General features: G+C 64.5%; 25 protein-coding genes. 5 read left to right on the forward strand and 20 right to left on the reverse strand.

Going from position 1 to position 24,529, the window contains the following annotated elements; all coding sequences use genetic code 11:
• Window positions 1-121: 121 nt before the first annotated feature.
• A complete protein-coding gene (locus JJC00_RS30295) occupies window positions 122-1,084 on the forward strand; it encodes a D-2-hydroxyacid dehydrogenase family protein (protein ID WP_200469477.1) in 963 nt (320 codons plus the stop codon).
• Window positions 1,085-1,094: 10 nt separating this feature from the next.
• On the opposite strand, the gene JJC00_RS30300 is transcribed toward JJC00_RS30295, so the two are convergent.
• Window positions 1,095-2,063, reverse strand: a complete 969-nt coding sequence (locus tag JJC00_RS30300) for an NAD-dependent epimerase/dehydratase family protein (protein ID WP_200469478.1) — start codon at window positions 2,061-2,063, stop codon at window positions 1,095-1,097.
• A 162-nt stretch (window positions 2,064-2,225) separates the two neighbouring features.
• Window positions 2,226-3,410, reverse strand: coding sequence for a L,D-transpeptidase family protein (locus tag JJC00_RS30305; RefSeq protein WP_200469479.1), 1,185 nt, complete (start codon window positions 3,408-3,410; stop codon window positions 2,226-2,228).
• A 365-nt stretch (window positions 3,411-3,775) separates the two neighbouring features.
• On the opposite strand from JJC00_RS30305, the gene JJC00_RS30310 reads away from it, so the two are divergent.
• Window positions 3,776-4,555, forward strand: a complete 780-nt coding sequence (locus tag JJC00_RS30310) for a hypothetical protein (protein WP_200469480.1) — start codon at window positions 3,776-3,778, stop codon at window positions 4,553-4,555.
• Between the two features lie 2 nt (window positions 4,556-4,557).
• Here JJC00_RS30310 and sseA read toward each other — a convergent pair whose 3' ends face one another.
• The 3 genes from sseA to JJC00_RS30325 form a co-directional block, all read right to left on the reverse strand.
• A complete protein-coding gene (sseA, locus tag JJC00_RS30315; protein ID WP_200469481.1) occupies window positions 4,558-5,409 on the reverse strand; it encodes a 3-mercaptopyruvate sulfurtransferase in 852 nt (283 codons plus the stop codon).
• A gap of 271 nt (window positions 5,410-5,680) precedes the next feature.
• Window positions 5,681-6,094, reverse strand: coding sequence for a rhodanese-like domain-containing protein (locus JJC00_RS30320; protein ID WP_200469482.1), 414 nt, complete (start codon window positions 6,092-6,094; stop codon window positions 5,681-5,683).
• Window positions 6,095-6,204: 110 nt separating this feature from the next.
• Entirely contained in the window at window positions 6,205-7,380 is a 1,176-nt protein-coding gene (locus JJC00_RS30325; protein WP_200469483.1) for a vWA domain-containing protein, read from the reverse strand.
• A 235-nt stretch (window positions 7,381-7,615) separates the two neighbouring features.
• Between JJC00_RS30325 and JJC00_RS30330 the strand changes: the two genes are divergently transcribed.
• On the forward strand, window positions 7,616-8,458 hold the full coding sequence (locus JJC00_RS30330) for an AAA family ATPase (RefSeq protein ID WP_200469484.1): 843 nt from the start codon (window positions 7,616-7,618) through the stop codon (window positions 8,456-8,458).
• Between the two features lie 486 nt (window positions 8,459-8,944).
• On the opposite strand, the gene JJC00_RS30335 is transcribed toward JJC00_RS30330, so the two are convergent.
• The 8 genes from JJC00_RS30335 to JJC00_RS30370 all read right to left on the reverse strand — a co-directional run bounded on the left by JJC00_RS30335 (window position 8,945) and on the right by JJC00_RS30370 (window position 14,807).
• Window positions 8,945-9,262 carry an immunity 53 family protein gene (locus JJC00_RS30335; RefSeq protein WP_200469485.1) on the reverse strand — a complete coding sequence of 106 codons (318 nt, stop codon included), beginning with the start codon at window positions 9,260-9,262 and terminating at the stop codon, window positions 8,945-8,947.
• 30 nt (window positions 9,263-9,292) lie between these two features.
• On the reverse strand, window positions 9,293-9,586 hold the full coding sequence (locus JJC00_RS30340; RefSeq protein ID WP_200469486.1) for a BrnA antitoxin family protein: 294 nt from the start codon (window positions 9,584-9,586) through the stop codon (window positions 9,293-9,295).
• Window positions 9,573-9,830 carry a BrnT family toxin gene (locus JJC00_RS30345; protein WP_200469487.1) on the reverse strand — a complete coding sequence of 86 codons (258 nt, stop codon included), beginning with the start codon at window positions 9,828-9,830 and terminating at the stop codon, window positions 9,573-9,575. Before JJC00_RS30345 ends, JJC00_RS30340 begins: the two co-directional genes overlap by 14 nt.
• 164 nt (window positions 9,831-9,994) lie before the next feature.
• Entirely contained in the window at window positions 9,995-11,641 is a 1,647-nt protein-coding gene (locus JJC00_RS30350; RefSeq protein WP_200469488.1) for a GMC family oxidoreductase, read from the reverse strand.
• A 16-nt stretch (window positions 11,642-11,657) separates the two neighbouring features.
• Window positions 11,658-12,251, reverse strand: coding sequence for a GNAT family N-acetyltransferase (locus JJC00_RS30355; protein ID WP_200469489.1), 594 nt, complete (start codon window positions 12,249-12,251; stop codon window positions 11,658-11,660).
• A 204-nt stretch (window positions 12,252-12,455) separates the two neighbouring features.
• Entirely contained in the window at window positions 12,456-13,394 is a 939-nt protein-coding gene (locus JJC00_RS30360) for an SMP-30/gluconolactonase/LRE family protein (RefSeq protein WP_200469490.1), read from the reverse strand.
• A gap of 138 nt (window positions 13,395-13,532) precedes the next feature.
• Window positions 13,533-14,366 carry an AraC family transcriptional regulator gene (locus tag JJC00_RS30365; protein ID WP_200469491.1) on the reverse strand — a complete coding sequence of 278 codons (834 nt, stop codon included), beginning with the start codon at window positions 14,364-14,366 and terminating at the stop codon, window positions 13,533-13,535.
• A gap of 87 nt (window positions 14,367-14,453) precedes the next feature.
• Window positions 14,454-14,807: a hypothetical protein gene (locus tag JJC00_RS30370; protein WP_200469492.1), complete on the reverse strand. Its 354-nt coding sequence runs from the start codon at window positions 14,805-14,807 to the stop codon at window positions 14,454-14,456.
• Window positions 14,808-14,990: 183 nt separating this feature from the next.
• Between JJC00_RS30370 and JJC00_RS30375 the strand changes: the two genes are divergently transcribed.
• A complete protein-coding gene (locus JJC00_RS30375) occupies window positions 14,991-15,215 on the forward strand; it encodes a hypothetical protein (protein ID WP_027529381.1) in 225 nt (74 codons plus the stop codon).
• Between the two features lie 281 nt (window positions 15,216-15,496).
• On the opposite strand, the gene JJC00_RS30380 is transcribed toward JJC00_RS30375, so the two are convergent.
• A complete protein-coding gene (locus JJC00_RS30380) occupies window positions 15,497-16,153 on the reverse strand; it encodes a glutathione S-transferase family protein (protein ID WP_200469493.1) in 657 nt (218 codons plus the stop codon).
• A gap of 124 nt (window positions 16,154-16,277) precedes the next feature.
• On the opposite strand from JJC00_RS30380, the gene JJC00_RS30385 reads away from it, so the two are divergent.
• A complete protein-coding gene (locus tag JJC00_RS30385; protein ID WP_200469494.1) occupies window positions 16,278-17,501 on the forward strand; it encodes a polyhydroxyalkanoate depolymerase in 1,224 nt (407 codons plus the stop codon).
• 145 nt (window positions 17,502-17,646) lie between these two features.
• Here the strand turns inward: JJC00_RS30385 and JJC00_RS30390 are convergent, their stop codons facing one another.
• The 6 genes from JJC00_RS30390 to JJC00_RS30415 all read right to left on the reverse strand — a co-directional run bounded on the left by JJC00_RS30390 (window position 17,647) and on the right by JJC00_RS30415 (window position 24,514).
• Window positions 17,647-18,162, reverse strand: coding sequence for a hypothetical protein (locus tag JJC00_RS30390; RefSeq protein WP_200469495.1), 516 nt, complete (start codon window positions 18,160-18,162; stop codon window positions 17,647-17,649).
• A gap of 338 nt (window positions 18,163-18,500) precedes the next feature.
• The gene (locus JJC00_RS30395; RefSeq protein ID WP_200469496.1) at window positions 18,501-20,369 is read right to left on the reverse strand and encodes an ABC transporter ATP-binding protein; all 1,869 of its coding nucleotides are present in this window, start codon (window positions 20,367-20,369) and stop codon (window positions 18,501-18,503) included.
• Window positions 20,370-20,378: 9 nt separating this feature from the next.
• On the reverse strand, window positions 20,379-21,305 hold the full coding sequence (locus JJC00_RS30400) for a 2-hydroxyacid dehydrogenase (protein ID WP_200469497.1): 927 nt from the start codon (window positions 21,303-21,305) through the stop codon (window positions 20,379-20,381).
• Window positions 21,306-21,312: 7 nt separating this feature from the next.
• Window positions 21,313-22,641 (reverse strand): NAD(P)/FAD-dependent oxidoreductase, encoded by a 1,329-nt coding sequence (locus JJC00_RS30405; protein ID WP_200469498.1) that lies wholly within the window; start codon window positions 22,639-22,641, stop codon window positions 21,313-21,315.
• 43 nt (window positions 22,642-22,684) lie between these two features.
• Window positions 22,685-23,560, reverse strand: coding sequence for an ABC transporter permease (locus tag JJC00_RS30410; RefSeq protein WP_200469499.1), 876 nt, complete (start codon window positions 23,558-23,560; stop codon window positions 22,685-22,687).
• A 3-nt stretch (window positions 23,561-23,563) separates the two neighbouring features.
• The gene (locus tag JJC00_RS30415) at window positions 23,564-24,514 is read right to left on the reverse strand and encodes an ABC transporter permease (RefSeq protein ID WP_200469500.1); all 951 of its coding nucleotides are present in this window, start codon (window positions 24,512-24,514) and stop codon (window positions 23,564-23,566) included.
• Window positions 24,515-24,529: the final 15 nt, after the last annotated feature.

Consider the following 24,529-nt stretch of genomic DNA (forward strand, 5'->3'; position numbering starts at 1 on the left):
TACGGATTTTTGAAGACCCAGACTGCTTGCGCGCAGGCCTGATTGCGCGCAACCATGGCCCGGTTCCGACGATGGCGCCCCTCCGCCTGGCGCCGCCACCTTTCGCCATGGATGAACGCTGATGACGCGGCTGCGCTGTGCAATTCTCGACGACTATTTCAACCTCGCCCTCGACGCCGCCGACTGGCCGAAACTGTCCGACCGCGTCGATGCCACCGTGTTCAGCCACCCCTTCGCCTCCGAGCAGGCCGCAGCCAGCGCGCTGGCCGATTTCGACATCATCTGCGCGATGCGGGAGCGCACGTCGTTCCCCAAGAGCCTGTTCGACAAGCTGCCGAAACTGAAGCTGCTGCTCACCTCCGGCATGCGCAATGCCGCGATCGACATGGAGGCCGCCAAGGCGAAGGGCGTCGCCATCGGCGGCACGCAATATTCCCGCGATCCGACCGCGCCACTCACCATGGGCCTGATCCTGGAACTGACCCGCGGCATCGGCCGCGAGAATGCGCGCATGCACGCCGGCGAGCCCTGGCAGACCTTTTCCGGTGTCGAGATCGAGGGTCTCACGCTCGGCGTTGTCGGCCTCGGCAAGCTCGGCACCAAGATGGCCGGCATTGCCAAGGCCTTCGGCATGAATGTGATCGCCTGGAGCCCCAATCTCACGCCAGAGAAGTGCGCGGCAGCCGGCGTCGGCTACGCCACCAAGGAGGAGCTGTTCGCCAAGGCCGACATCGTCACCATTCATGTGGTGCTGAGCGAGCGGTCACGCGGCCTCGTCAGCCGCGCAGATCTCGCGCGGATGAAGCCGACCGCCTTCCTCGTCAACACCGCGCGCGGGCCGATCGTAGACGAGCAGGCGCTGCTTGAGGCCTTGCAGCAGCGCAAGATCGCCGGCGCCGGCATCGACGTGTTCTCGGTCGAGCCGCTGCCGGTCGATCATCCCTTCCGCAAGCTCGACAATCTCGTGCTGACGCCGCATCTCGGCTACGCGACCGAGGACGGCTTGCGCATCCATTACGGGCAGATGGTCGAGGCGATCGACGCCTGGACCAGCGGAAGCGAGCTGCCGCGGAAGCTGGCCTGAGGGAGGCGCGTCACGCTGCGGCGCGCTGTGCTGCCGAGGCCCTCGCGAGTTCAGCAAATCCCTGGCGCCACGATGACTTCGCCGGCTGCCAATCGAGTTCGCGTCTCGCCTTGGCATTCGATGCCCCGCGCACCTCTGTCATCATCGCCACCATGTGCTCGCCCGCAAGCAGGCGCCCGAGCCAGGCAGGAACGTGGAGCGGCGGCTTGGCACCGATCAGTTCGGCCAACGCCGGCAACCAATCCTTCACCTGCGCCGGATGATCGTCGACGACGTTGTAAACGTTGCCGGCGCGCCCGCGCTCGACCGCAGCAAGCGTGGCGGAGGCCGCATCCTCGGTGTGAATGAACGACCACGTGCCGGCGCCACTGCCGATCACCGGCACACGGCGGTGGCGCAGCTGGTCGATCATCGCCGGCGAGAGCGTGCCGGTCTCAGGCCCATAGAAGAACCCATAGCGCAGCACGATCCCTTCCGGCGTCGTCGATGCGGTGACGGTCCGCTCCAGATACCGGATTGCCTCAAGCGTGCGTCGCAGTTCCTGCGGCGGATGTGGGTCAAGTTCATCGGCCTCGGTCTTGACCGCTTCTCCGTTGCGGCTGAAGGTCCAGCCGCAGAAGCTTTGCGCGATGAAGCGCCTGGCGCCGGCCTCGCGTGCGGCGTCGAGCAGAATGTCGGTGCCGCGCGTGCGGAGCTCGTTGGTTCGTGCGAAAGCGCGATCGAAATGGCGGAGGTCGGTGGCGGCCGCGAGATCCGTCATCTGATGAATGACCACGTCCGGCTTTGCCGCAGACACCGCAGCGCGCATGCTGCCGACATCGAGGCCGTCGGCGACGGCCGGCTCCGCACCCAATCGACGCACGAGGTCTGCTTTTGCCGCACTTCGTGTCGTACCAACCACCGAATGACCCGCCGCGATCAGCGCCGGAACAAGATAATGCCCGACCGCGCCGGTCGCGCCCGCAACAAAGATTCGCATCGTGCGCTCCTCGAATTCGTTGCAACCTCCTCGGCAGGTAGTCGACGTCTGTGAGGATTCAACGGGGCGAATGCGCGGGAACCGGACGGGCATGCATCAAACGAAAGCGGCGCGTGGCCGAAGCACACGCGCCGCTGATTCAATCAGCTCTGACGAAGAGAGTTAGCGCACCGTGACTGGCGCGGGTAGCGGCGGCACCACCGTCGGCTGCGTACCCGGAACCGGACCTGCCTGGGCGGCCATCGGAGCCGGACCGGGCGCAGGCGCCGCCGAAGCAGTCGCCGTTCCCGGTGCAGTACCGCCCTGCATCACCACCACGCGGGTGCCGACCTTGGCGCGGTCGAACAGATCCGAGACGTCTTCGTTCAGCATGCCGATGCAGCCGGAGGAGACAAACTTGCCGATCGTCGAGGGCTGGTTGGTGCCGTGGATGCGATACACGGTCGAGCCGAGATACATCGCGCGGGCGCCGAGCGGATTGCCTTCGCCACCGGCCATGAAGCGCGGCAGATAGGGCTGGCGCTCGATCATTTCCGCCGGCGGATGCCAATCCGGCCACTCGGCCTTGCGGGTGATCTTTTGCACGCCGGTCCAGGTGAAGCCGTCGCGGCCGACGCGGACGCCGTAGCGGATCGCGCGGCCATTGCCGAGGACGTAATAGAGGTAGGTGTTCGGCGTATCGACCACGATGGTGCCGGCCGGCTCCTTGGTCTGGAACGCGACCTCCTGGCGACGCAGGTTCGGCGCCAGCTGCGCCGGTGCCGCGTCAGGCTGCTCCTCGGGCGGCAATGACGCGACCGACATCGGCCGGCCACTGGCACCTGCGGCGGGCGGCTGCGAGACCACTCCGGTCGCGGCCGGGCCACCGACGGCTTCTGGCGGACGCATGCCGTCGCTGGCGGGCGCCTGGCCCGGACGGTCGGCATAGATCACCGCGGGCGCGCCAGCGGGGCGGCCATAGCGCGGATCATCGGGTGACATCACCGGACCCTGCGGCGGGGCGGCGGAATAAACGGGCGGAGCACCAGCCGGACGGCCGTAACGCGGATCATCCGGCGACATCACCGGGCCCTGCGGCGGGGCGGCCGAATAGACCGGGGGAGCGCCGGCCGGGCGGCCGTAGCGCGGATCGTCAGCCGGACCGGGCGGCGGCAGCGAGGCCTGCGGCATCGCGTCGTCTTCATCGTCCAGCGCGTCGAAATTCGGGGTGCGGTCGCCGGGCCGGTATTCGGCCGGAGCGCCGTAGCTCGGCGCCTGCTGAACCGGATAGCTCTGGGCTTGTGCGAGCGAGGTTCCCGCCGCAGCGACTGTTGCGGCAGCGCATATCGTCAGAAAGTGTTTGATCATCATCGCTCTTGTATAGCCCCTAGGCCCCGTCCGAGCCGTTAACGGCCAGATGACCGAAGATAGCGGCACATTCAAGACATGACAGGCTGATTTGTGCCTGATTTAGCGATTTGTGATGCAATCGCACACAGTTGCCCCGTTGCATCACGGGGCGGAAATCGCATCACGCCGTAGATTGCCGGAGTCATCAGCCCCGATTTTTACGGAACGGCGCGGGAACGTTGCGATATGTTCGAATCAGCCTGATTCGCCACCGATTTGAGCTCGAATCTCCGCGTGGCGAAGCCGGCGCTCAGTACCGTCACCGCGTTCAGATGGCTCATGGGCCCTGGCGAGCCGCCGGGGCGGAAATTCGTAACCCGTCAATGCTTCCCGGCTTCCGCTTCCTGCTTGCCGCGATTCTGCTGTCAGCCTCCATCCTGGTATTCGGCTTAGGGGCCGCCTCGCTGCTGCGGGCGAGCCACGAGCAGTATGTCAGCAACCCCTCGTGGCGGAACGGCCCGCAGGAGCAGGTGTTCGCGCAGGCCCCCGAACCGGCCCAGCCGGTGCTCGCGGCGCTCCGCGTCGAGCCGGTCGCGCCGGCGACCAATGAGCCGACGTCTGCGGTGCCAGAGCAGGTCCCGAGCATTGGCCTGCCCGCGGTCGAGACCGGCCCCGAGCAGATGGCCGCAGTGACGCTCGAGGCCAAGGCCCAATCCGAGCCCCAGCCTGAGCCAGAGGTCGCCGCCATCGCGCCCCCAGCGACAGCGCCGCCCGCCACCGAAGCGCCAGCCCCCGAGCCAGCCAAGAGCGAAGCTGCGGCTCCCGCGCCGACCGACACACTGACCGCGGCCGACGCGGCAGCTTCCACCGCGACGACAACACCCGCGCCAACCGTCAACGCCACCGACGTGCCGCGCACCGCGACGCCGGCGCTGGCATCGCGCGTGAGCGACATTGCAGCAGCCAGAGTGGCCGCGCTGAACGACCTCGCGCCGGCGAAGACCAAGGCCGGCAGCGCGGCGCCCGACAGCAAGCCCCGCGCGCACAAGAAGAAGCGTCACCGCATCGTGCGGCGGCCGCCACCTCAGCCGGTCCGGCAGGCACTCGATCCGTTCGGCCAGCAGCAGCAGACGCTCGCCACGACGGCCACGCGCACGCGCTGACCTTACGCCGGCCCGGTCGCGATCGGCGGGCCCTTCTCCTGGCCCCATTCCGACCATGAGCCGTCATAGAGCGCGGTGTCGGTGACCCCCAAGCGATAGAGCGCGAGCGTCAGCACGCCGGCGGAGACGCCGGAGCCGCAGCTCGTGACGATCGGCGCATCGAGCTTCACGCCGGCGCCGGTGAAGGCGGCGCGCAGATCCTCGAGCGGCTTCATCGTGCCGGTCGCGGCATCGAACAGCTGATTATAAGGCACGTTGCGCGCGCCGGGGATGTGACCGGAGCGGATGCCTGCGCGCGGCTCGGGGGCGCGGCCTTCAAAGCGATCGGCAGCGCGAGCGTCGATCACCTGCTCGGCACGGCTTTCGACATTGGCGATCAGCTGCTGCATGCTGCGTACGCGCTTCGGATCATAGCTCGCCTTGAACGTCGCAGCCTTCGGCTTGACCTCGCCGCTCTCGACGGCGCGCCCCTCGGCGCGCCACTTCTGCAGGCCGCCATTGAGAATGCGCACATTGCTGTGGCCGAAGGCCAGGAACATCCACCATGCGCGCGGCGCGGCGACCCAGCCGCCGGCATCGTAGAGCACGACCGTGTCGGCATTGGAGATGCCGAGATTGCCGACATCGCGGCCGAACTGCTCGGCGCTCGGATACATGTGCGGCAGCGGGTTGGAATGGTCCGACACCGCATCGACGTCGAAGAACACCGCGCCCGGCAGATGCGCGGCGAGATAATCATCCTTCGGCAGCGGTAGCACGCCCGGCAGCTTGAAGCTGGCGTCGAGCACCTTGACGTTGGCGTCGTTGATGTGGGCGGCGAGCCATTCGGTGGAGACGAGGGGATCGGTGGTCATTCGCTTTTCCTTGTGGTCATTCCGGGGCGCGTAGCGCGAGTGAGGTTGAAGCTGTGCGCGTCAAACTCCGCTGTCATCGCCCGGCTTGCCGCCTTCGCTGAAGCTTCGGCGTGCCGAGCGCCGACGTGGGCCTCGGCGTAGCCTTGGCGGAGCCGGGACCGGGCGATCCAGTACTCCGAGACGGTTGTGATTCGACCGATAGGCCGCGGCGTACTGGATTCCCCGCCTTCGCGGGGAATGACACCGGAGATTGGAGCCACAGCGAAGCACCTCACCCCTTCTTCTTCGGCTCCCACTGCTCCGTCGGGCCGCCGGCGTCGCGCCAGGCGGCGTAGCCGCCGGCGATGTGGGCGACGGGCTTGAGGCCCATGTCCTTTGCGGTCTTGGCCGCCAACGCAGAGCGCAGGCCGCCAGCGCAGTGGAAGACGAACTTCTTGTCTTCCTGGAAGATCGGTTTTGCGTAGGGGCTCTGCGGATCGATCCAGAATTCGAGCATGCCGCGCGTACAGGAGAATGCACCGGGGATGCGGCCGTCGCGCTCGATCTCGCGGGGGTCGCGGATGTCGACGATGACGACGTCGCCGTTCTTGGAGATCTCGATCGCGTCCTTGGCGGTCAGCGTCTCGATCTCGGCATTGGCCTCGTCGATCAGCGCCTTGATGCCACGGGTGATGTTTTGGGGCATGTGCTTCTCCCTTCTTCTCTTCCGTCATTCCGGGGCGATGCAAAGCATCGAACCCGGGACCTCGAGATTCCGGGTTCGCGCTACGCGCGCCCCCGGAATGACAGCACATCTCAGTGCGTCAATTCCTTCATCGCCCCCTCCAGACCCTCGATCGTGATCGGGTACATGCGGTTGGCAAAGATGCGTTTGATGATGGTAGTCGATTCCGAATAGTCCCAATGCTTCTGGGCGACCGGATTGAGCCACACCGTATGCGGATAGGTCCGGACGATGCGGTCGAGCCAGACCGAGCCGGGCTCCTCGTTGACGTGCTCGACCGAGCCGCCTGGCACCATGATCTCATAAGGCGACATCGAGGCGTCGCCGACAAACACGACCTTGTAGTCGTGCGGATATTTGTGCAGCACGTCCCAGGTCGGGGTGCGGTCGGTAAAGCGGCGCTTGTTCTGCTTCCACACGCCTTCATAGAGGCAGTTGTGGAAGTAGAAATACTCCATGTGCTTGAACTCGCTCTTGGCCGCCGAGAACAGCTCCTCGACCTGCTCGATATGCGAATCCATGGAGCCGCCGATGTCGAAGAACACCAGCAGCTTCACCGCGTTGCGCCGCTCAGGACGCATGTGAACGTCGAGATAGCCGTGATTGGCGGTCTCGCGAATGGTGGTGTCGAGATCGAGCTCATCCGGCGCACCGGTGCGCGCGAACTTGCGCAGGCGGCGCAGCGCCACCTTGATGTTGCGGATGCCGAGCTCGACATTGCCGTCGAGGTCTTTGAACTCGCGCTTGTCCCACACCTTCACGGCGCGGTTGTTGCGGTTCTTCTCTTGGCCGATGCGGACGCCTTCGGGATTGTAGCCATGCGCGCCGAACGGCGACGTGCCGGCGGTGCCGATCCATTTCGAGCCGCCCTGGTGCCGGCCCTTCTGCTCCTCGAGGCGCTTCTTCAAGGTCTCCATGAGCTTGTCCCAGCCCATGGCCTCGATCTGCTTCTTCTCTTCCTCGCTGAGATATTTCTCGGCGAGCTTCTTCAGCCACTCCTCGGGGATCTCCGCCTTCTCCATGGCGTCGAGCAGGCTTTCCAGCCCCTTGAACACGGTGCCGAAGACGCGGTCGAACTTGTCGAGATTGCGCTCGTCCTTCACCAGCGAGGTGCGCGACAGATAGTAGAAACTCTCGACCGAATAATCCGACAGATCAGCGTCGAGCGCCTCCATCAGCGTGAGGTATTCGCGCAGCGTCACAGGGACCTGCGCATCGCGCAGAGAGGTGAAGAATTGCAGGAACATGGGTGACAGATTGCCTTTCAGGCGGCTGGCGTCAAGGGGCCGTGCCGGCGCGTCCCTGGGCCGCGCCCAGACACGATTGTCCACGTGGCGGGATTGGCCCGGTGATTGTGCTCGTCATCCTTTCGCTGATAAAACGGGTCTGAAAGCCTGACTGAACCAGGAACGGCCGCCACGCGCGGCCGTTCCCATGTCGCGACCGGAGACCGCTTCGGCCGACGACCAACAAGGACGTGCAATGAAATTTACCGGCACCAAGGACTATGTTGCGACCGACGATCTCAAGGTCGCGGTCAATGCCTCGATCGTGCTGGAGCGCCCGCTCCTCATCAAGGGCGAACCTGGCACCGGCAAGACGGTGCTGGCGGAGGAAGTGGCGAAGGCGCTGAACGCACCGCTTTTGACCTGGCACATCAAGTCCACCACCAAGGCGCAGCAGGGCCTCTACGAATACGACGCGGTGTCGCGCCTGCGCGACAGCCAGCTCGGTGATAGCAGAGTCTCCGACATCAAGAACTACATCAAGCGCGGCAAGCTGTGGGACGCCTTCGCGGCCGAGCAGCGCCCGGTGCTGCTGATCGACGAGATCGACAAGGCCGACATCGAATTCCCGAACGATTTGCTGCTCGAGCTCGATCGCATGGAATTCCATGTCTACGAGACCGGCGAGACCATCAAGGCCAAGCAGCGCCCGATCATGATGATCACCTCCAACAACGAGAAGGAGCTGCCGGACGCGTTTCTGCGCCGCTGCTTCTTCCACTACATCAAGTTCCCCGATGCCGACACGATGGGCCGCATCGTCGACGTCCACTTCCCCGGCATCAAGAAGCGCCTCGTCGAGGAAGCGCTGCGCATCTTCTTCGAGGTCCGCGAGGTGCCCGGCCTGAAGAAGAAGCCGTCGACCTCGGAGCTGCTCGACTGGCTGAAGCTGCTGCTCAACGAAGACATGAGCGTCGAGCAGCTGCGCGAACGCGACCCGCGCAAACTGATCCCGCCGCTGCACGGCGCGTTGCTCAAGAACGAGCAGGACGTGCATCTGTTCGAGCGGCTGGCGTTCTTGAGCCGAAGGGAAGTGTAAGGGCGTTCCTTCGATAGCGCTTCGCTCTCGCTCCAATCACCGGTGTCCCTGCGCAGTGGGTTGACGGCTTATGCCGTGCTCTCCCGGGAGCCGAATTCCTTCTGGCCTCCCTCGCCCCGCGAATTGACGATGTGGTTGACCCGGTTAGGCGCTCCACACCTCCGCGATAGGCTTGACCGTAGCGACGACGGCCGGGACCACACGGTTTTGCCGTACGCGCTCAGCGCCGTTCGTCCACACGCGGGTCTCGAGCTCACAGGGACTACCCGCCCTGCCCGCACCCTTTCGTGCCGACGCTGCCGCGTCCACCGCAACCCGGCCCGCGTTTCGAACGACTCGCGAACCGCCCCTCTTCGTCGGGCCGGGCTGTTTCGACTTATGCCGCAATTCCGAATTTCGGCAAAGTGGAATATTTTTGCGCGGTGGGGTTGACGGGGTGTTTTGCCCGACGGGCACGGATGCGGACGAAGCCACCCACCCTGCGGGCTAATCCGAGGCTGGCGCTTCAGCCCAGTTCAGGAAAATCGAAATCACTTCGCGAAGCCGACTGGGGGGACAATAGCCGACGAATTGCCGACCCTTGACCTCACAGTGGAAGAAATCAGTATGGTCGTCGTTCTGCTCCTCCTCGATCTTCTCAAAGCTGCGACCAAGGAGATATGTATCGGTAAGGTCAACCTTGAACGTCCAGCCAGGATTATCGAGCGTATCCAATTTCACGCCGTAGGTATGCTCCCGATCCCCGTTGCATTGGGCCGCATACCACCGCTCCAATCGTTCCAGCACGTCACCTGAATCTTGCATCGAAATCTTCCACGATCTGGCGCAGCATTCTCACGACGCCTTGCGCTTGACCGCCTTGCGCAAGGTCTCGTCGATCCGCGATTGCCAGCCTGGCCCGGTCGATTTGAAATGCTCGACCACCTCCGGACTTAGGCGCAACGAGACGAGCTTTTTTGTCGGTGCCTTATTCGGGCCTCGCCCTCTGCGGATGGACGCGCTGAGATCGGGGAAGACTTCGGAGAATGGCCGCGCCTTGGCAAAATCGGCCTTTGTCAGCTCGGGATTGTCGCTGACCTCGCGCAGATCTCTCTTGGTGTAGCCTGACTTCTTTTTAGCGTTCGGCATAAAGTCTCCTTTCGCTGCGGCTTGCCGGTCGCATGCTGATGATGCTGACACCCTCGCGTCCCAGCCGGGCGAACACGACCACGATGACACCCCGGATGCTTTTGCAGATCGCGACCCAGCGCTTGTCCTTATACGAAGGAACGACCAGCGCATTTTCGAAGAATGTCTCGTTGAGATCGGCGAAATCCAAACCGTGCTTGTCGAGATTGGCGAGGCGTTTCGGCTCGTCCCAGACGATTTTCATTGTCTTTTAATGTAGCTACGATTTAGCTGGCAGTCAAATACATTTTGTAGTTACGAAATAGACTGTGAAGGGAAAAGCTGACTCGCGGAGAGTCCCCCTCACCCGGATCGCATCTTCGCTGCGATCCGGCCTCTCCCCGCAGGCGGGGAGAGGCGAAGTTCGGCTCACGCCACCGCTACATCCGGTATCCGTGCCGCTTCCATCGGCGCCTTGCCGCGGATCAGGTCCGAGGCACGGTCGGCGATCATCATGGTCGAGGCATTCAAATTCGCCGAGATCATGCGCGGCATGACGGAGGCATCGATCACGCGGAGGCCTTCGAGCCCGTGGACGCGGAGCTGGTCGTCGACGACTGCCCATGTGCTGTCCGCCGGGCCCATGCGGCAGGTGCAGCCGGGGTGGAAGGTGGTGGTGCCGCGCTCGGTGGCGGCGGCCAGGAACTCGTCGTCGGTGTTGATGTTTGGACCCGGAAAATCCTCGTAGGCATAATAAGGCGACAGCGGCGCGGACTTCAAAAGCCTCCGCGCGAGCTTCATGCCGCCGACGATGACGCGGCGGTCGAGCTCGGCGTCGAGATAATTGGTCTGGATGATCGGCGGCGCGAACGGATCGCTGGAGCGGATGCGGACATAGCCGCGGCTCTCCGGGCGCTGCTGCCAGGAGGCCACTGTCATGCCCGGTTCGTCCTCGAGCTGGCCCTGCACGCCTTCTTTATAAGAGGCGGGCGTGAAGGTGAGCTGGAGATCGGACGAGTCAGCGCTCTCGCCGGAATGCCAGAAGCAATAGACCATGGTCGGCGACAGCGAGAGCAGGCCGCGGCGCGCGGTCGCCCATTTCAGCGCTTCGATCCACAGCGAGAAACCACGACGAAGCTCGTTGATGGTCTTGATGTCCTTGACGCGCGCCACGGTGCGCGGGGCGTAGTGGTCCTGCAGGCCTTCGCCGACGGGTAGGGCGTGACGCACCTGGATGCCGTGGGCACCGAGCAGATCGGGCGAGCCGATGCCGGACAACTGCAAGAGCTGTGGAGAATTATAGGTGCCGCCGGAGAGGATCACTTCCTTGTTGGCGCGAACCTCGACCGGTGTACCGCCCTTGCCGCCCTTGGTGTAGCGCACGCCGACGGCGCGCTTGCCCTCGAAAATGATCTCGGTTGCATGCGCATGCGTCTGCACATGCACGTTGGGCCGCTTCATCGCGGGCTTCAGGAACGCGGTCGAGCCGGACACGCGCAGGCCCTTGTCGATGGTGCGCTGGCAGTAGGAGACGCCCTCCTGAATCTTGCCGTTGTAGTCGGGGTTGCGGGGAATCCCGAGTGAGACCGCGCCTTCCATGAAGGCTTCGCAGAGCGGGTCGCGCCAATCCATGGTGGTGACGGTGAGGTTGCCGTCGCGCCCGCGAAAAGTGTTGTCGCCCTCGCCGACCCGCTTCTCCAGCCGCTTGAAATACGGCAGCACGTCGGCATAACCCCAGCCGCGATTGCCCATTTGCGCCCAGGTGTCGAAATCCATGCGCTGGCCGCGATTGTAGATGTGGCCGTTGATCGAGGACGAGCCACCGAGCGTCTTGCCGCGCGGCGCATAGATGCTGCGTCCGCCGGTGTAAGGTCCGACCTCCTGCTGGTAGGCCCAATTGACGCTCTTCATGTGGAAGGTCTTGATGAAACCCGCCGGCAGGTGAATGTAGGGGTGCCAATCGCTCGGACCCGCCTCCAGCACGCAGACGCTGGTGTTGGGGTCCTCGCTGAGCCGGCTGGCGAGGACGCAACCGGCCGAGCCCGCGCCGATGATCACATAGTCAAATCTATCCATGGTGCCTCGGCCGCCCTCAGCGCGGCTTGTCGTTGAGTTGATATTCGAGATGCGCCTTCACCGTCGGCCATTCCGCAGCGGTGATGCTGTACACGACGGTGTCGCGCAGCGTGCCGTTCGGCGCGACCTGGTGGCTGCGCAAAATGCCGTCCTGCTTGGCGCCGAGGCGCTCGATGGCGCGGCGGCTCTGGTGGTTGAAGAAATGCGTGCGGAATTCGACCGCGATGCAGTTCAGCGTCTCGAAGGCGTGGGTGAGCAGCAACAGCTTGCACTGCGTGTTCAGCGGCCCGCGCTGCGCGCTTTTGCCGTACCAGGTCGAGCCGATCTCGACGCGGCGGTTGGTGGCATCGATGTTCATGTAGGTCGTCATGCCGACGATGTTGCCGCCGGCGTCGAATACGGTGAACGGCAGCATCGAGCCCGCGGCCTGCAGGCTCAGGCGGCGGTCGATCTCCTTGGCCACGTTCTCCGGCGTCGGGATCGCGGTGTACCAGATCGTGTAGAGCTCGCCGTCCTTCACGGCCTCCACCAGCCCCTCGCGATGCTCTTTCGACAGCGGCTCGAGACGGGCGTGCTGTCCACGCAGGGTGATCGGATCAGGCCAGGGCATCGAAATCTCTCCTTACGTGTCGTCATTGCGAGGAGCGAAGCGATCCAGACTGCAAGACCCTCATCCTGAGGAGCTTGCGAAGCAAGCGTCTCGAAGGATGAAGGCCCCACCAGTGGCCTCGCCCTTCGAGACGCGCGCCAGATGCGCGCTCCTCAGGGTGAGGGTCTGAGAGTTGCCTCGCCTCCCGTACAATGACGGCTTGGCTCACTTATTCAGAAAATTCAACGGCAAACCGCCGCGCGGCCAATCCATGGCGACGAGCTCGCCCCTACCTGACAGCGTGATGTAGGCCGTCTTCAGCTCAGGGCCGCCGAAGGCGATGTTGGTGGTGACGCGGTCGCCGGTCGGGACCTGCTCGACCAGGGTGCCGTCGGGCGCGATCACCGAGATGCAGCCGGAGACGAGGGTGGCGACGCAGACATTGCCGTTGGCTTCCACCGCGAGCGAGTCGAACATCTGGTAGCCGCCGAGGCCGCAGATCGGCTTGCCGCGCTCGCCGCGATAGATCGCATCGCGCGGCTTCAGCGTGCCTGGCGCGGAGAGCTCGTAGGCCCAGAGCCGCCCCGTGGGCGTCTCAGCGATGTAGACGGTGTTCTCGTCCGGCGAGAGCCCGATGCCGTTGGCCGGCAGCACGCCATGCACGACCTCGACGATCTCCTTCATGCCGGGCTTGAGGTAATACATGCCGCCGACATCCATCTCGCGCGCGCGACGCTTGCCGAGGTCGGAGAACCAGAGGCCGCCATGCTTGTCGAACACGAGATCGTTCGGTCCGCGCAGATCGTGCTCGCCGCATTTGGTGACGACGGTCTCGACCTTGCCGGATTGCAGATCGACGCGCTGAATCGAGCCGCCGAGATAGTCCTCCGGCTGCGGGCCCGGCATGATCATATTGCGGGTCGGGATCCAGGAGAAGCCGCCATTGTTGCAGATGTAGATTTTTCCGTCGGGGCCGAGCGCTGCGCCATTCGGGCCACCCGGCACCTTGGCGACGATCTCCTTGCGGCCGTCGGGATAAACGCGGGTCAGGCGCTGGCCGCGGATTTCCACCAGCACCACCGAGCCGTCCGGCATCACGACCGGCCCTTCCGGAAATTCGAGATCGGTGGCGAGAACGCGGACGTTGGACGTGGCAGTGGACATTGGGGGGACCCTCCCGGCTGCTTGTTATGGCTTGCTCGGGATGTCCGGCACGGGCCCCGCTGGCAAGTTTTGCCAGCGGTTATGACAAAGTAGGTCCCCCTTGCCAAGCAAGCGGGATGGTATGCCAGCGTTGCAGCGCTACTCCCGCACAGGTATCCAGATTTCAAGGCCACCATTGCCTGTGACAGGGTCGAACTTCTCGTCATAGCGCTCGAAGTTCGGCGCATCCGCGGCCTTCAGGCCCGAGGCCGGCAACCACTGATTCCAGATTGTGCTGACGGTGCGGCGGATCGAGGAGATATGCTCGGTGTGGGTGAACACCGCGTAGCGCTGCTCGGGAATGCGGATGCGGCCGAAGCGGCGCGGCAGATCGGAGAAATCGGCGACCTCGACGCCGGCGATGTAATCGAGATTTCCGGCATCGTCGCCGTTGCAGCAGACGCCGTAGGCGAGGTTACCGACGCGTGCGGGGATATCGGCGACCTCCTGATGGAAGCGCTGCCACAGGCCAGGAATGGCCGCGCCGTTGTCGCAGGAGATGCGCTCGGCAAGGCCGGCGACGAGGAAGGCCCTTGCGGTTTCGAAACGCGGCGCTTTGAGGTTGTCGAGCATGGTGGACTCCATGAGGATCGGCTCCTGAAGCTTGATCTGGTTGACGCACGTTGCCGCCCTCACCGCTTCGGGCGTGGTGCCGAACTGGTCGCGGAACGCGCGGGTGAATGCTTCGTGCGAGCCGTAATCCGCCTCCAGCGCCAGCGACAGAATGTTCGGCGCGCCCTTGGCGAGACTGCGCGCCGCTTCACTTAGCCGCCGTGCGCGCACGTAACGCATCACCGACAGTCCGGTGGCTGCGGCAAACGCACGGACCATGTGGAACCGCGACACGCCAGCGATCGCAGCGATCTCGTCGAGCGTCATCGGCTCGGCCAGATGGCTTTCGATGTACCAGAGCGCGCGCTGGGCTGGGTTCATGAGTTACGGCTCTCGTTCGAAGCGTTTGCAATGATGCGCAGTCACCCTGCGCCTCGCTTGATCGGGATTGCTCTCGTGCCGCGGCGTCTACTTCTCCTTCGCATCCTTCGGCGGCGGCGCGTCCTGCTTCTTCTTCAGATCGTCCGCCTGCTTCACTTGGGCCGCCTGGAGATCGCCGATGGTCTTCTGAAGGCCTGCGAGCGTCACCTTCAGCGCGTCGATCTGGCGATTGGCGGCATCGATCTTCTGCTGGTGGTCGAGATTGAGCTTGGTGATGGTCTTCTGGAGAAAGTCGACATTGCTCTGCAGGCAGCTGGTGCGCCGCTCCATGGTCTTCTCGACCGTGCAGATCTCGATGCCGGGCGCGTCCTGCGCCAAGGCCCGCGTATGCGCGACGAGCAGTAACATGGCGAAACAAACGGCGGCGAGCGTGCGCGGCATTCAGGTTCCTCATCAAATTAATCACGGCAATGTGCGCCTATTGCGCGCAGCCGCGTGAGGCTACCACACTCGTACCGCATTCTCGCGTTGAGCTTGGGTTGTTCCCTCGGACGGGGAGCAATGAACCGCGCGCGGGAGAAGTGGGCGCTCTTTCCGCGGCTTTGATTAGGGGAGATTTTTGGAATGGCAACGCGTGATAGACGTCTGGCGGAATTCGATGGCGCCGGAGAGCCGCCACCTGGCCTGCCGGTCGAAGTGCTGTGCGAGGACCACAGTGGAACGTACCAACTGCCGTTCGCCTGCCGCTATGTCGAAGGTCGCTGGCAGAACGACGCGGCCGGCGTCCCGGTGGAAGCCACCGTCATCGGCTGGCGCGTGCCGCGTATGAAGCATTCTGGCGTGGCCTGACGGCGTTCGTCTGTCTCAAAATGCAACGGGGCCGCGCTCCGCCTTAACGAACGGAACGCGGCCCGAACGAATCACGTCCGAATCAGCCGAATGGTCCCGTACGCGGCTGTTCACGGCTAGATGTCGACAAGGCGCGGCCGGGGCGCACAATATCTGCGCGGCGCAAGAACCGCCCGCGCCAATTACCGGCAGCAAAAGTTAACGATGGCAAAGACATAGAGGTCGACGAGGACGCGGGCCGCAGCCCGCCCTGGAAACAGGCAGGGCTGGGCGCCGTCTGCCTAATATTCGACCTCGAGCTCCTCGATCTCGGCCGGCTCTTCCTTCGCCGCCGCGATCCATTCCTTCATCTCGTCCATCGCCATGATGGTATCGGCATAGGCCTTCAGAGGTGGCTCGAGCTTGACGTCATAGGTGACGAAGCGCGTCACCACGGGGGCGTACATCGCATCCGCCATGGTGCGCGTCTCGCCGAACAGGAAAGGGCCGCCCGACTTCACCAGGCAGTCGCGCCAGATCGACCAGACCCGGTCGATGTCGGCCTGCGCGCGCGACCAGATCTTGAAGCCGGGGAAGTGTCCCTTCAGATTGACCGGCAGCGAGGCGCGCAGCGTGGTGAAGCCGGAATGAATTTCACCCGAGATCGAGCGGCAATGCGCGCGCTGGACGCGATCCGCCGGCAACAGGCCGGCGTCCGGCATCACCTCGTTGAGATATTCGGCGATGGCGAGCGTATCCCAGACGGTGGCGCCGTCATGGCGCAGACACGGCACCAGGATCGAGGATGACAGCAGCAGAATTTCGGCGCGCGCCGAGGCGTCGTCCGGTGCGGTGACGATCTCCTCGAAATCGAGCCCGGAAAACTTCGTCAGCAGCCAGCCACGCAGCGACCAGGACGAGTAGTTCTTGCTGCTGATGGTCAATGTCGCCTTCGCCATAGGGCTCTTCCCTCACACGTTTCCGGCCGAACAAGCAGCAAGCGACGTGCCAATTCTGAGAAAGGCCCAACGCGCTTCTGGCTCCGATATTGCATGACCACATCGGACAGGTGGGCGCTTCAGTATGATGTCGATGTATTATCAGGCTTTTCAGAACCAGATGGACCTGACGGCGCCGTGGCGGGCGGGAGCTTCGTCCGCGCTCAAATTCCTCAATTTGGTGCCGCAGGGCATGTCGGATCAGGTCGTCGGCCGGCTCTCGGCCGCGCTGGAGCTGATCTCGCGCTCCACCCTCACCTATCATCGCCCGGCCTACGGCATCGACAGCGTGATGGTGGGCAATCGCGAGATCGGCGTGACCGAGGAGGTCGCCTACGCGACGCCGTTCGGCTCGCTGCTGCATTTCAAAAAGGACGGCGTGACCGAGCAGCCGCGCATGCTGCTGGTGGCGCCGATGTCCGGCCATTTTGCTACGCTGCTGCGCGGCACGGTGAAGACTCTGCTGCAGGACCACGACGTCTACATCACCGACTGGCACAATCCGCGCGATATCCCGCGCAGCGAAGGCTGCTTCGGGCTCGACGACTACACCGAGCATCTGATCGATTTCCTCGGACAGCTGGGCCCGCGCCCGCACATGGTGGCGATCTGCCAGCCTTCGGTCTCGGCGCTCGCGGCCGCGGCGATCATGTGCGAAGGCAACCATCCGTCGCGGCCGGCGACGCTGACGCTGATGGCGGGGCCGATCGACACGCGCATCCAGCCGACCAAGGTCAACGACTTCGCCAAGAGCAAGCCGATCGAATGGTTCGAGCAGAACCTGATCAACTACGTGCCGGTGCAGTGCCGCGGCGCGCTGCGGAAAGTCTATCCCGGCTTCGTGCAGCTCACCGCGTTCGTCTCGATGAACCTCGAGCGTCACATCAAGCAGCACATGGACCTCGCCAACCACATCGCCAAGGGCGAGAAGGAGAAAGCCGCGAGCATCAAGACCTTCTACGACGAATATTTTGCGGTGATGGACCTGCCCGCCGAGTTCTACATCGAGACCGTGCGCGACGTCTTCCAAGAGCACCTACTGCCGCTGGGCAAGCTGATGCATCGCGGCCGTCCGGTGGATACCAGGGCCGTCGGCCGCATGGGGCTGATGACGGTCGAGGGCGAGAAGGACGACATCTGCTCGATCGGCCAGACGCTCGCGGCGCAAGATCTCTGCACCGGCGTGCGCGCCTATCGCCGCGTCCATCACATGCAGGCTGGCGTCGGCCATTACGGCGTGTTCTCCGGCAAGCGCTGGAATAACGAGATCTATCCGCTGCTGCGGGATTTCGTGCACGTGAATTCGTAACCGCGATTCCTTGCAGCCAAAACGAGCGTTGGACGGCAGAGGTTGCGCTGAGTCGCTACGACTCACTCCAGATCTGAGGCCGACCAACTCTGCGGCTCGTGCTCACATAAGTGCCACGGGGACGTCTCTCCGTGAGCGCACTTTTTCATTGCTCTTTCATCGGTGCTTCGTGGCTGCGGGCCATCGTGCCCGCCGCAACCTGAAGCGAAGAGCCAACCGCCCAACAGCCGGCGACCAAGCTGATCAGGCCATTGGATAGATTTTGATCAAGGACAAGAATGCTGACGGACAGAGTTGCGGCAATAGCTGCGCCGAACGTTCCGGCCGCACTCATGATTTCAGCCGATTCGGAACCGTTCCAATCTTCCGAGATACTCGATTCCGGTCGCCGCGCGACATTGCCGGACAAATCAATTCCGAGATAGTAGCTGAGAGCTCCGTAGAGCATTGTTATCAGCACGATCCAGCCGTTTTCAAACAGTCCGTCTTTCTGACGCAACAGAGTCGCACCCACATAGAGGCCGCAAGAGGCTCCAACGGCTGCCAGCCCAATTCTTTCCAGGATATGGGCCGACTTGATCAGACTGGAACGGGCGATCCGAAGACTGCCGACGTACCTTGTGAGGGAGAATGCGCTGGAAATTGCGCTGCTTATCTTCATTGGGGGCTCCTTCTGAGTAATTGGCAGCCTACTGGCCGACCCCGAATAGAATCTGCCGCGACGCGGTTCTCGACGCCCTTGATTCCAATTTCTGAAAGATCTGTGCTGAGTGACGAGGCTGGCTTGCTCGCGAAGGCGAGGAGCCAATCCAAAGCTGCGAGCACGCGGCTGCGCAGGCATTGCAACTCACCCGTGCCTGTCGATAGCTCCGGGTGCGGCAATTTCTTGCGGGAGTGGTAATTCAAAACGTGAGGGATGGACTATGAAGCGGTTCACAGACCGCTGTTCCCTGTCGCTCCATCGGGTCACGATTTCCGGAGGACGCGGGAAACTCGCAGTCACGCCGACCACTCCTCGCCCCAGACCTGCACGACATGGCCGGGTGAGACCTCGCGATATTGCCGCGCCGGCGGCTGGTAGTCGGCCGCGCGCACCGGGCTTCTGATCTCGTCGTTGGCGACCTCGCGCCTGGTGCCGCGGCGCGCGGGGTCGGGCGCGGGAACGGCAGCCATCAGCTTCTTGGTGTAGGGATGCTGCGGGTTGCCGAACAAAGCAGCCCGCGGGCCGATCTCGACGATCTCGCCGAGATACATCACCGCGACGCGATGGCTCATGCGCTCGACCACCGCAATGTCGTGGGAAATGAAGAGATAGGCGAGCCCCATGCTGGCCTGAAGATCGAGCATCAGATTGACGACTTGCGCCTTGACCGAGACGTCGAGCGCGGAGACCGCTTCGTCCGCGACAATCAATTTTGGCCCGAGCGCGAGCGCGCGCGCGATGCAGATGCGCTGGCGCTGGCCGCCGGAGAACTCGTGCGGAAAGCGCGCGGCCATGTCGGCGGTGAGGCCGACGCGCACGAGGAGATCGGCGACCTTGTCGCGCGCCTGCGCGGCGGTGGCGAGACCGTTGGCGAGCAGCGGGGCTGCGATCGCCGTTCCCACTGACATGCGCGGATTGAGGCTCGCGAACGGATCCTGAAACACGATCTGCATGTGCCTGCGGAAATCGCGCAAGGTATGGCCGTTCATGGCGAGCACGTCCTGGCCGTCGATCAGGACGGTGCCGGCGTCGGGCTCGGTCAGCTTGAGGATGGAGCGGCCCGTGGTCGACTTGCCGCAGCCGGATTCGCCGACCAGTGCCAGCGTCTCGCCGGCGCGCAAGGTGAAGGAGATGTTCTCGACCGCATGGACGCGGCCCGACACTCTTCCGAACAGGCCCGAGCGGATCGGAAAGCGCGTGGTGAGATTTGACACCTCCAACAGCGGACGCTCCGCATTCGACACCGTGTCCGGCGTCTCCGCCGGTTCGTCCGAGGTGCCCGTGACCTTGTCGACGATCGGAAAACGCATCGGCCGCGTCCGGCCGTCCATCGAGCCCAGTCGCGGCACGGCCGCGAGCAGTGAGCGCGTATAGGGATGCGAGGGTGCGGCGAAAATACGCGACGTGGCGTCGGTCTCCACCGCCTGCCCGCCATACATCACCACGGTGCGGTCGGCGATCTCGGCGACCACGCCCATGTCGTGGGTGATGAAGAGGATCGACATCCCCTCCTCCTGCTGAAGCTCCTTCAGCAATTCCAGGATCTGGGCCTGGATGGTGACGTCGAGCGCGGTGGTCGGCTCGTCCGCGATCAGGAGTTTTGGCCTGCAGGCCAGCGCCATCGCGATCATGACGCGTTGGCGCATGCCGCCGGAGAAATGATGCGGATGCTCGTGGAAGCGCGATTTTGCCGCGGGAATGCGGACGCGGTCGAGCAGGCGGATGGTCTCGGCTTCCGCCGCGGCACGCGACAGGCCGCGATGCTGGATCAGCGCTTCCGCGATCTGGAAGCCGATCGTGAGCACCGGATTGAGGCTCGTCATCGGCTCCTGGAAGATCATCGCGACATCGTTGCCGCGAATGTCCTTCATATCAGCTTCGGGCAGCGTCAGCAGATCGCGGCCAGAAAGCATGATGCGGCCCTCGATCCGGCCGCTCTCTTTGGGAATGAGCCGCATGATCGAGAGCGCGGTGACGCTCTTGCCCGAACCGGACTCGCCAACGATCGCGACGGTTTCGCGCGGCGCGATCTCGAAGGAAACGTCGCGAACAACCGGGATCGATTGCCGCTCGCGCATGAACGAGGTCGTGAGGCCTGAGACCGACAGCACGGACGCCTGCGCTTCGGCAGCGACTTGGTCAGGTCTGGGTGCGCCGACGCTCATGCGGATTCCCTAATAACCACGCGTACGGTCCACCAGCCCCGGCAGCTCTTCGCCGCGGCGGTGACGTGCGATGACATTGAGCACGAAATCGACGGCCGTGTCCGGGCTCGTCATGCTGGCATTGTGCGGCGTCAGCAGGATGCGCGGGTGGCTCCAGAATGGATGGCCCGCGGGCAGCGGCTCGGGATCGGTGACGTCGAGCACCGCACCCGACAGCGCGCCGCTGTCGAGCGCCGCGAGCAAATCGGCTTCAACCAGATGCGGACCGCGCCCGACATTGACGAGCCCTGCCCCGCGCGGCAGGCGCGCGAACAAATCGGCGTTGAGGATGCCCTGGGTCTCGTCGGTCAATGGCAGCAGGCAAACCAGAATGTCGGATTGTGCCAGGAAATTTGGCAAGGTGTCCGTGCCGGCGTAACAGGCCACACCTGCGATTTCTCGCGGCGAGCGGTTCCAGCCGAGAAGCGGAAATTCGAATGCCTTGAGGCGTTCAAGCACGGCCTGGCCGAGCTGGCCGAGCCCCATCACACCGACACGACGACGTTTGGCCGGCGTGATCCGGATCTCGCGCCAGACCTGCTCCTTCTGCTGATGGATGAACTGCAGGAGGTCGCGATGCAGGCCGAGCACAGCCATGGTGACGTATTCGACCATGGTCTCGGCGATGCCGGGCTCCAGCATGCGGACCAGCGGAATATGAGCCGGAAGTTTGGTGGCGTCGAACTGGTCGACACCCGCGCCGACCGAGAAGACCAGTTCGAGGTTGGGAAGGATCGTTGCGATGTCATCCGGCGGGACCCACGCCACGAGATAGCGGACGTCAGCGGGATCGCCGATGTCAGGCCACAGCCGGAACGGCAGATGCGGCGCGCGCTCGGCGAAGAAGGCCGCCCATTCCGCGCCGCGCACCATGTTGGCCTTGTAGAGAACCGTCATGCCGCCCTCAAAACGGGCTGACCGGCGCGAGACGCCGGCCGTCGATCATGCGCTTGTGGCTGTAGGCGGCGGGATCGACCAGCGGCGTCGCGCCGGTGACGATGTCGGCGGCGAGCTTGCCGGCGGCGGGACCGATGCCGAAGCCGTGGCCGGAGAAGCCCGTGGCGAGGAAGAAGCCCGGCAGCGCATCGACCGGCGAGATCACGGGGATCGTGTCCGGCGTGCAATCGATGGTGCCGCCCCAGGCTTCCGCGATCTCGATGTCCTTCAACTCAGGAGTTGCCTTGATCAGCGAGGCCAGCGCGGCGGTGACCAGCGACATGTCGGGCTCGGGATCGCGTACGCGCTCGGTCTCGAACGGTGACGGCTTGTCGAAGCTCCAGCTGGTGCCGCGCGCGAGCTGATCGAAGAACGACTTGCCGAACGACATCTTCAGGCCGTTGCGGCGATGCAGATAGGTCGGCCAGAAGGTGCGCGCATAGCGGAACAGGTCCGGCGACAGCTCGACCGTGCCACGGTTGCGCAGCGCCAGCGTAAAACCGCCGTCGAGACGGCGGCGGATACAGTAGAGATCGGTGCCGAGCGCGCCCGAGGTAATCTCCGGCGCCGGCGTCGTCCGGCATGCGGTGGCGTTGACGAGGCCGATCGGCAGCTCGATGCCATGCCGGCGGCAGAACAGCGACGACCACGCCCCGCCCGACAGCAGCACGGCTTGCGTGCGGATGGTGCCCTTCTCGGTGACGACGGCGCTGACGCGCCCGCCTTGCGTCTCCAGTCCTCGCGCGGCGCAGCCCTGATGGATGGTGACGCCGTGCTTTCGCGCGGCGGTGGCGAGCGCGGGCACGGCCATCGACGGCTCGGCGCGGCCGTCGCTCGGGGTGTGCAGGCCGCCGACCCATTTGTCGGTATTGCCCGGCATGCGCTCGGCGACCTCGGCCGGCGTCAGCACGGTCGAATGGACCTGCATCTCGCGCGCGGTCGCGGCCCAGCGCTCCCAGCTCGCGAGCTCGTCCTTGTTCTTGGTCAGGAACAGCACGCCGGTGCGGCGGAAGCCGGCATCGACACCGGCGTCGTTCTGCATGTCCTCCCATAGCCGCAAAGCCTCACGCGCCAGCGGAATCTCCTCACGCGCGCGGCCCTGCTGGCGGCACCAGCCCCAATTGCGGCTCGACTGCTCGCCGCCGACATGGCCCTTCTCGACCAGCGCGACGGAGAGGCCTTTCTTCACGAGGTGATAGGAAGCGGAGACGCCGATGACGCCACCGCCGATGACGACGACGTCCACCTGCGCCGGCAGGCGTTCGTCGCTGTTTATACGGTTGAGCGGCGGGGACACGGGACACTCCAGATATTCAGTTCGATCGAAGCAAATTTGGCGATCATGGGATGTTCATCCGCGGATCGAGCGCGTCGCGCAGGCCGTCACCGAGGAAATTGAAGCTCGTCACGGCCAGCGTGATGGCGACGCCCGGCGCGATCGCGAGCCACGGGGCGCTGGTGAGATAGATCTGCGCGTTGTTGAGCATGTTGCCGAGGCTCGCGGCCGGCGGCTGGATGCCGTAGCCGAGATAGCTGAGGTAGGATTCCAGCAGGATCGCGTTGGCGACGTTGAGCGTCGCCGCCACCATGATCGGCGCGACCGCATTGGGCACGAGCTCGCGGAACATGATCCGCAGGTTCGACGAGCCGAAGGCCAGTGCAGCCACCGCAAACTCGCGTTCCCGCAGCGAGCGCACCTGGGCCTCGACGACGCGCGCCACCCACATCCAGGCGGTCGCCGCGATCAGCACGGTGGTAGTGACGAGGCCGGGCTCGGTGAGCGCCGCCAGCGCCAGCAGCAGGAAGATGGTCGGAAAGCACAGCACGGCATCGACGAGCCGCATCAGCACCGTGCCGACCACGCCGCCATAGAAGCCGGCGAAGGCGCCGACGACGATGCCGATCATCATCGCCATCACCATGGCGACGATGCCGATCGAGAGCGAGACGCGTGCGCCCATCATCAGCCGCGCCAGCACGTCGCGGCCGAGCTCGTCCGTGCCGAGGATGTGCGCGCCCGTGAATGGCGGTGCAAACCGCTTCATGATGTCGATATAGGTGTCGTCGAACGGCAGCAGATAGGGACCGAGCGCCGAGCCGAGGACGAGCACCAGAATGATCACCGCGCCCGCGAGCGCGAGCCGGTGGCGGCAGAATCGCCGCCACGCGGCCTGGCCGGGGGCGGGTTGAGCGGTGGAGAGAGCAGCCGTCGCCATCGCCTAGCCTACCCGGATGCGCGGATCGACGACGCCATAGAGGATGTCGGCAATCAGCGAGCCGATCAGCACCATGGTCGCCGAGAACATCAGAATCCCCATCACCACGGGATAGTCGCGATAACCGATGGAATCGAGAAACAGCCGGCCCATGCCGGGCCAGGTGAACACGGTCTCCGCCACCAGCGCGCCGCCGAGCAGCGTCGGAAACTGGAGGCCTGCCACCGTGATCATCGGCAGCAGCGCGTTGCGCAGCGCGTGCACAGTGAGTATCCGCCATTCCGGCATGCCCTTGGCACGCGCGGTGCGAATGTAATCCTGGTTGATGACCTCGAGCATGGAGGAGCGCATGAAGCGGCCCCACATCGCGGTCTCGACCAGCGCCAGCACCATCGCCGGCGCGATCAGGTGATGCAGCAGGTCGAGGAAGGAGCCGTCGCCGACGGTTTCGCGGTTTCCCGCCGGCAGCCAGCCGAGCGTTACCGAGAAGACGTAGATAGTGACAAGACCGAACCAGAAGGTCGGGATCGACAACGCGATCATGGCGCCGACGGTCGCGAGCGAGTCGAATAGCGAATATCGCCGGAGCGCGCCAAGTATGCCGATCCAGCAGCCGAGCAGCACGGCGATGATGGTCGCCGTCGTCATCAGTTCTAGCGTCGCGCCGAGATGCGAGGAGATCACCGACAGCACCGCCTCACCGTCGCGATAGGATTTGCCCCAGTCGCCTTTTAGCATGCGGCCGAGCCAATCGAGATACTGGATCGGCAACGGGCGATCGAGCCCGAGCTGTCTGGTGACGCGGTCGAGATCCTCCTGCGTCATCTGTGCGGAGGCCGCGAATTGCGACAGCGGACCGCCGGGCGCCAGATGCAGGAGGGCGAAGCCGATCGCGGAGACGATCACCAAGAGCATCGCCGCCTGCGCCAGGCGATTGGCAACGTAACGAGCCATCTCAGGCGATCCAGC

Origin of the sequence: Bradyrhizobium diazoefficiens, from assembly GCF_016616885.1 — a bacterium.
Lineage (GTDB): Bacteria > Pseudomonadota > Alphaproteobacteria > Rhizobiales > Xanthobacteraceae > Bradyrhizobium > Bradyrhizobium diazoefficiens_F.

Excerpts from the sequence above, each read along its gene's own strand:
- JJC00_RS30295 (WP_200469477.1), top strand. The coding sequence starts at position 122 with ATGACGCGGCTGCGCTGTGCAATTCTCGACGACTATTTCAACCTCGCC.
- JJC00_RS30300 (WP_200469478.1), bottom strand. The coding sequence starts at position 2,063 with ATGCGAATCTTTGTTGCGGGCGCGACCGGCGCGGTCGGGCATTATCTT.
- JJC00_RS30305 (WP_200469479.1), bottom strand. The coding sequence starts at position 3,410 with ATGATCAAACACTTTCTGACGATATGCGCTGCCGCAACAGTCGCTGCG.
- JJC00_RS30310 (WP_200469480.1), top strand. The coding sequence starts at position 3,776 with ATGCTTCCCGGCTTCCGCTTCCTGCTTGCCGCGATTCTGCTGTCAGCC.
- sseA (WP_200469481.1), bottom strand. The coding sequence starts at position 5,409 with ATGACCACCGATCCCCTCGTCTCCACCGAATGGCTCGCCGCCCACATC.
- JJC00_RS30320 (WP_200469482.1), bottom strand. The coding sequence starts at position 6,094 with ATGCCCCAAAACATCACCCGTGGCATCAAGGCGCTGATCGACGAGGCC.
- JJC00_RS30325 (WP_200469483.1), bottom strand. The coding sequence starts at position 7,380 with ATGTTCCTGCAATTCTTCACCTCTCTGCGCGATGCGCAGGTCCCTGTG.
- JJC00_RS30330 (WP_200469484.1), top strand. The coding sequence starts at position 7,616 with ATGAAATTTACCGGCACCAAGGACTATGTTGCGACCGACGATCTCAAG.
- JJC00_RS30335 (WP_200469485.1), bottom strand. The coding sequence starts at position 9,262 with ATGCAAGATTCAGGTGACGTGCTGGAACGATTGGAGCGGTGGTATGCG.
- JJC00_RS30340 (WP_200469486.1), bottom strand. The coding sequence starts at position 9,586 with ATGCCGAACGCTAAAAAGAAGTCAGGCTACACCAAGAGAGATCTGCGC.
- JJC00_RS30345 (WP_200469487.1), bottom strand. The coding sequence starts at position 9,830 with ATGAAAATCGTCTGGGACGAGCCGAAACGCCTCGCCAATCTCGACAAG.
- JJC00_RS30350 (WP_200469488.1), bottom strand. The coding sequence starts at position 11,641 with ATGGATAGATTTGACTATGTGATCATCGGCGCGGGCTCGGCCGGTTGC.
- JJC00_RS30355 (WP_200469489.1), bottom strand. The coding sequence starts at position 12,251 with ATGCCCTGGCCTGATCCGATCACCCTGCGTGGACAGCACGCCCGTCTC.
- JJC00_RS30360 (WP_200469490.1), bottom strand. The coding sequence starts at position 13,394 with ATGTCCACTGCCACGTCCAACGTCCGCGTTCTCGCCACCGATCTCGAA.
- JJC00_RS30365 (WP_200469491.1), bottom strand. The coding sequence starts at position 14,366 with ATGAACCCAGCCCAGCGCGCGCTCTGGTACATCGAAAGCCATCTGGCC.
- JJC00_RS30370 (WP_200469492.1), bottom strand. The coding sequence starts at position 14,807 with ATGCCGCGCACGCTCGCCGCCGTTTGTTTCGCCATGTTACTGCTCGTC.
- JJC00_RS30375 (WP_027529381.1), top strand. The coding sequence starts at position 14,991 with ATGGCAACGCGTGATAGACGTCTGGCGGAATTCGATGGCGCCGGAGAG.
- JJC00_RS30380 (WP_200469493.1), bottom strand. The coding sequence starts at position 16,153 with ATGGCGAAGGCGACATTGACCATCAGCAGCAAGAACTACTCGTCCTGG.
- JJC00_RS30385 (WP_200469494.1), top strand. The coding sequence starts at position 16,278 with ATGATGTCGATGTATTATCAGGCTTTTCAGAACCAGATGGACCTGACG.
- JJC00_RS30390 (WP_200469495.1), bottom strand. The coding sequence starts at position 18,162 with ATGAAGATAAGCAGCGCAATTTCCAGCGCATTCTCCCTCACAAGGTAC.
- JJC00_RS30395 (WP_200469496.1), bottom strand. The coding sequence starts at position 20,369 with ATGAGCGTCGGCGCACCCAGACCTGACCAAGTCGCTGCCGAAGCGCAG.
- JJC00_RS30400 (WP_200469497.1), bottom strand. The coding sequence starts at position 21,305 with ATGACGGTTCTCTACAAGGCCAACATGGTGCGCGGCGCGGAATGGGCG.
- JJC00_RS30410 (WP_200469499.1), bottom strand. The coding sequence starts at position 23,560 with ATGGCGACGGCTGCTCTCTCCACCGCTCAACCCGCCCCCGGCCAGGCC.
- JJC00_RS30415 (WP_200469500.1), bottom strand. The coding sequence starts at position 24,514 with ATGGCTCGTTACGTTGCCAATCGCCTGGCGCAGGCGGCGATGCTCTTG.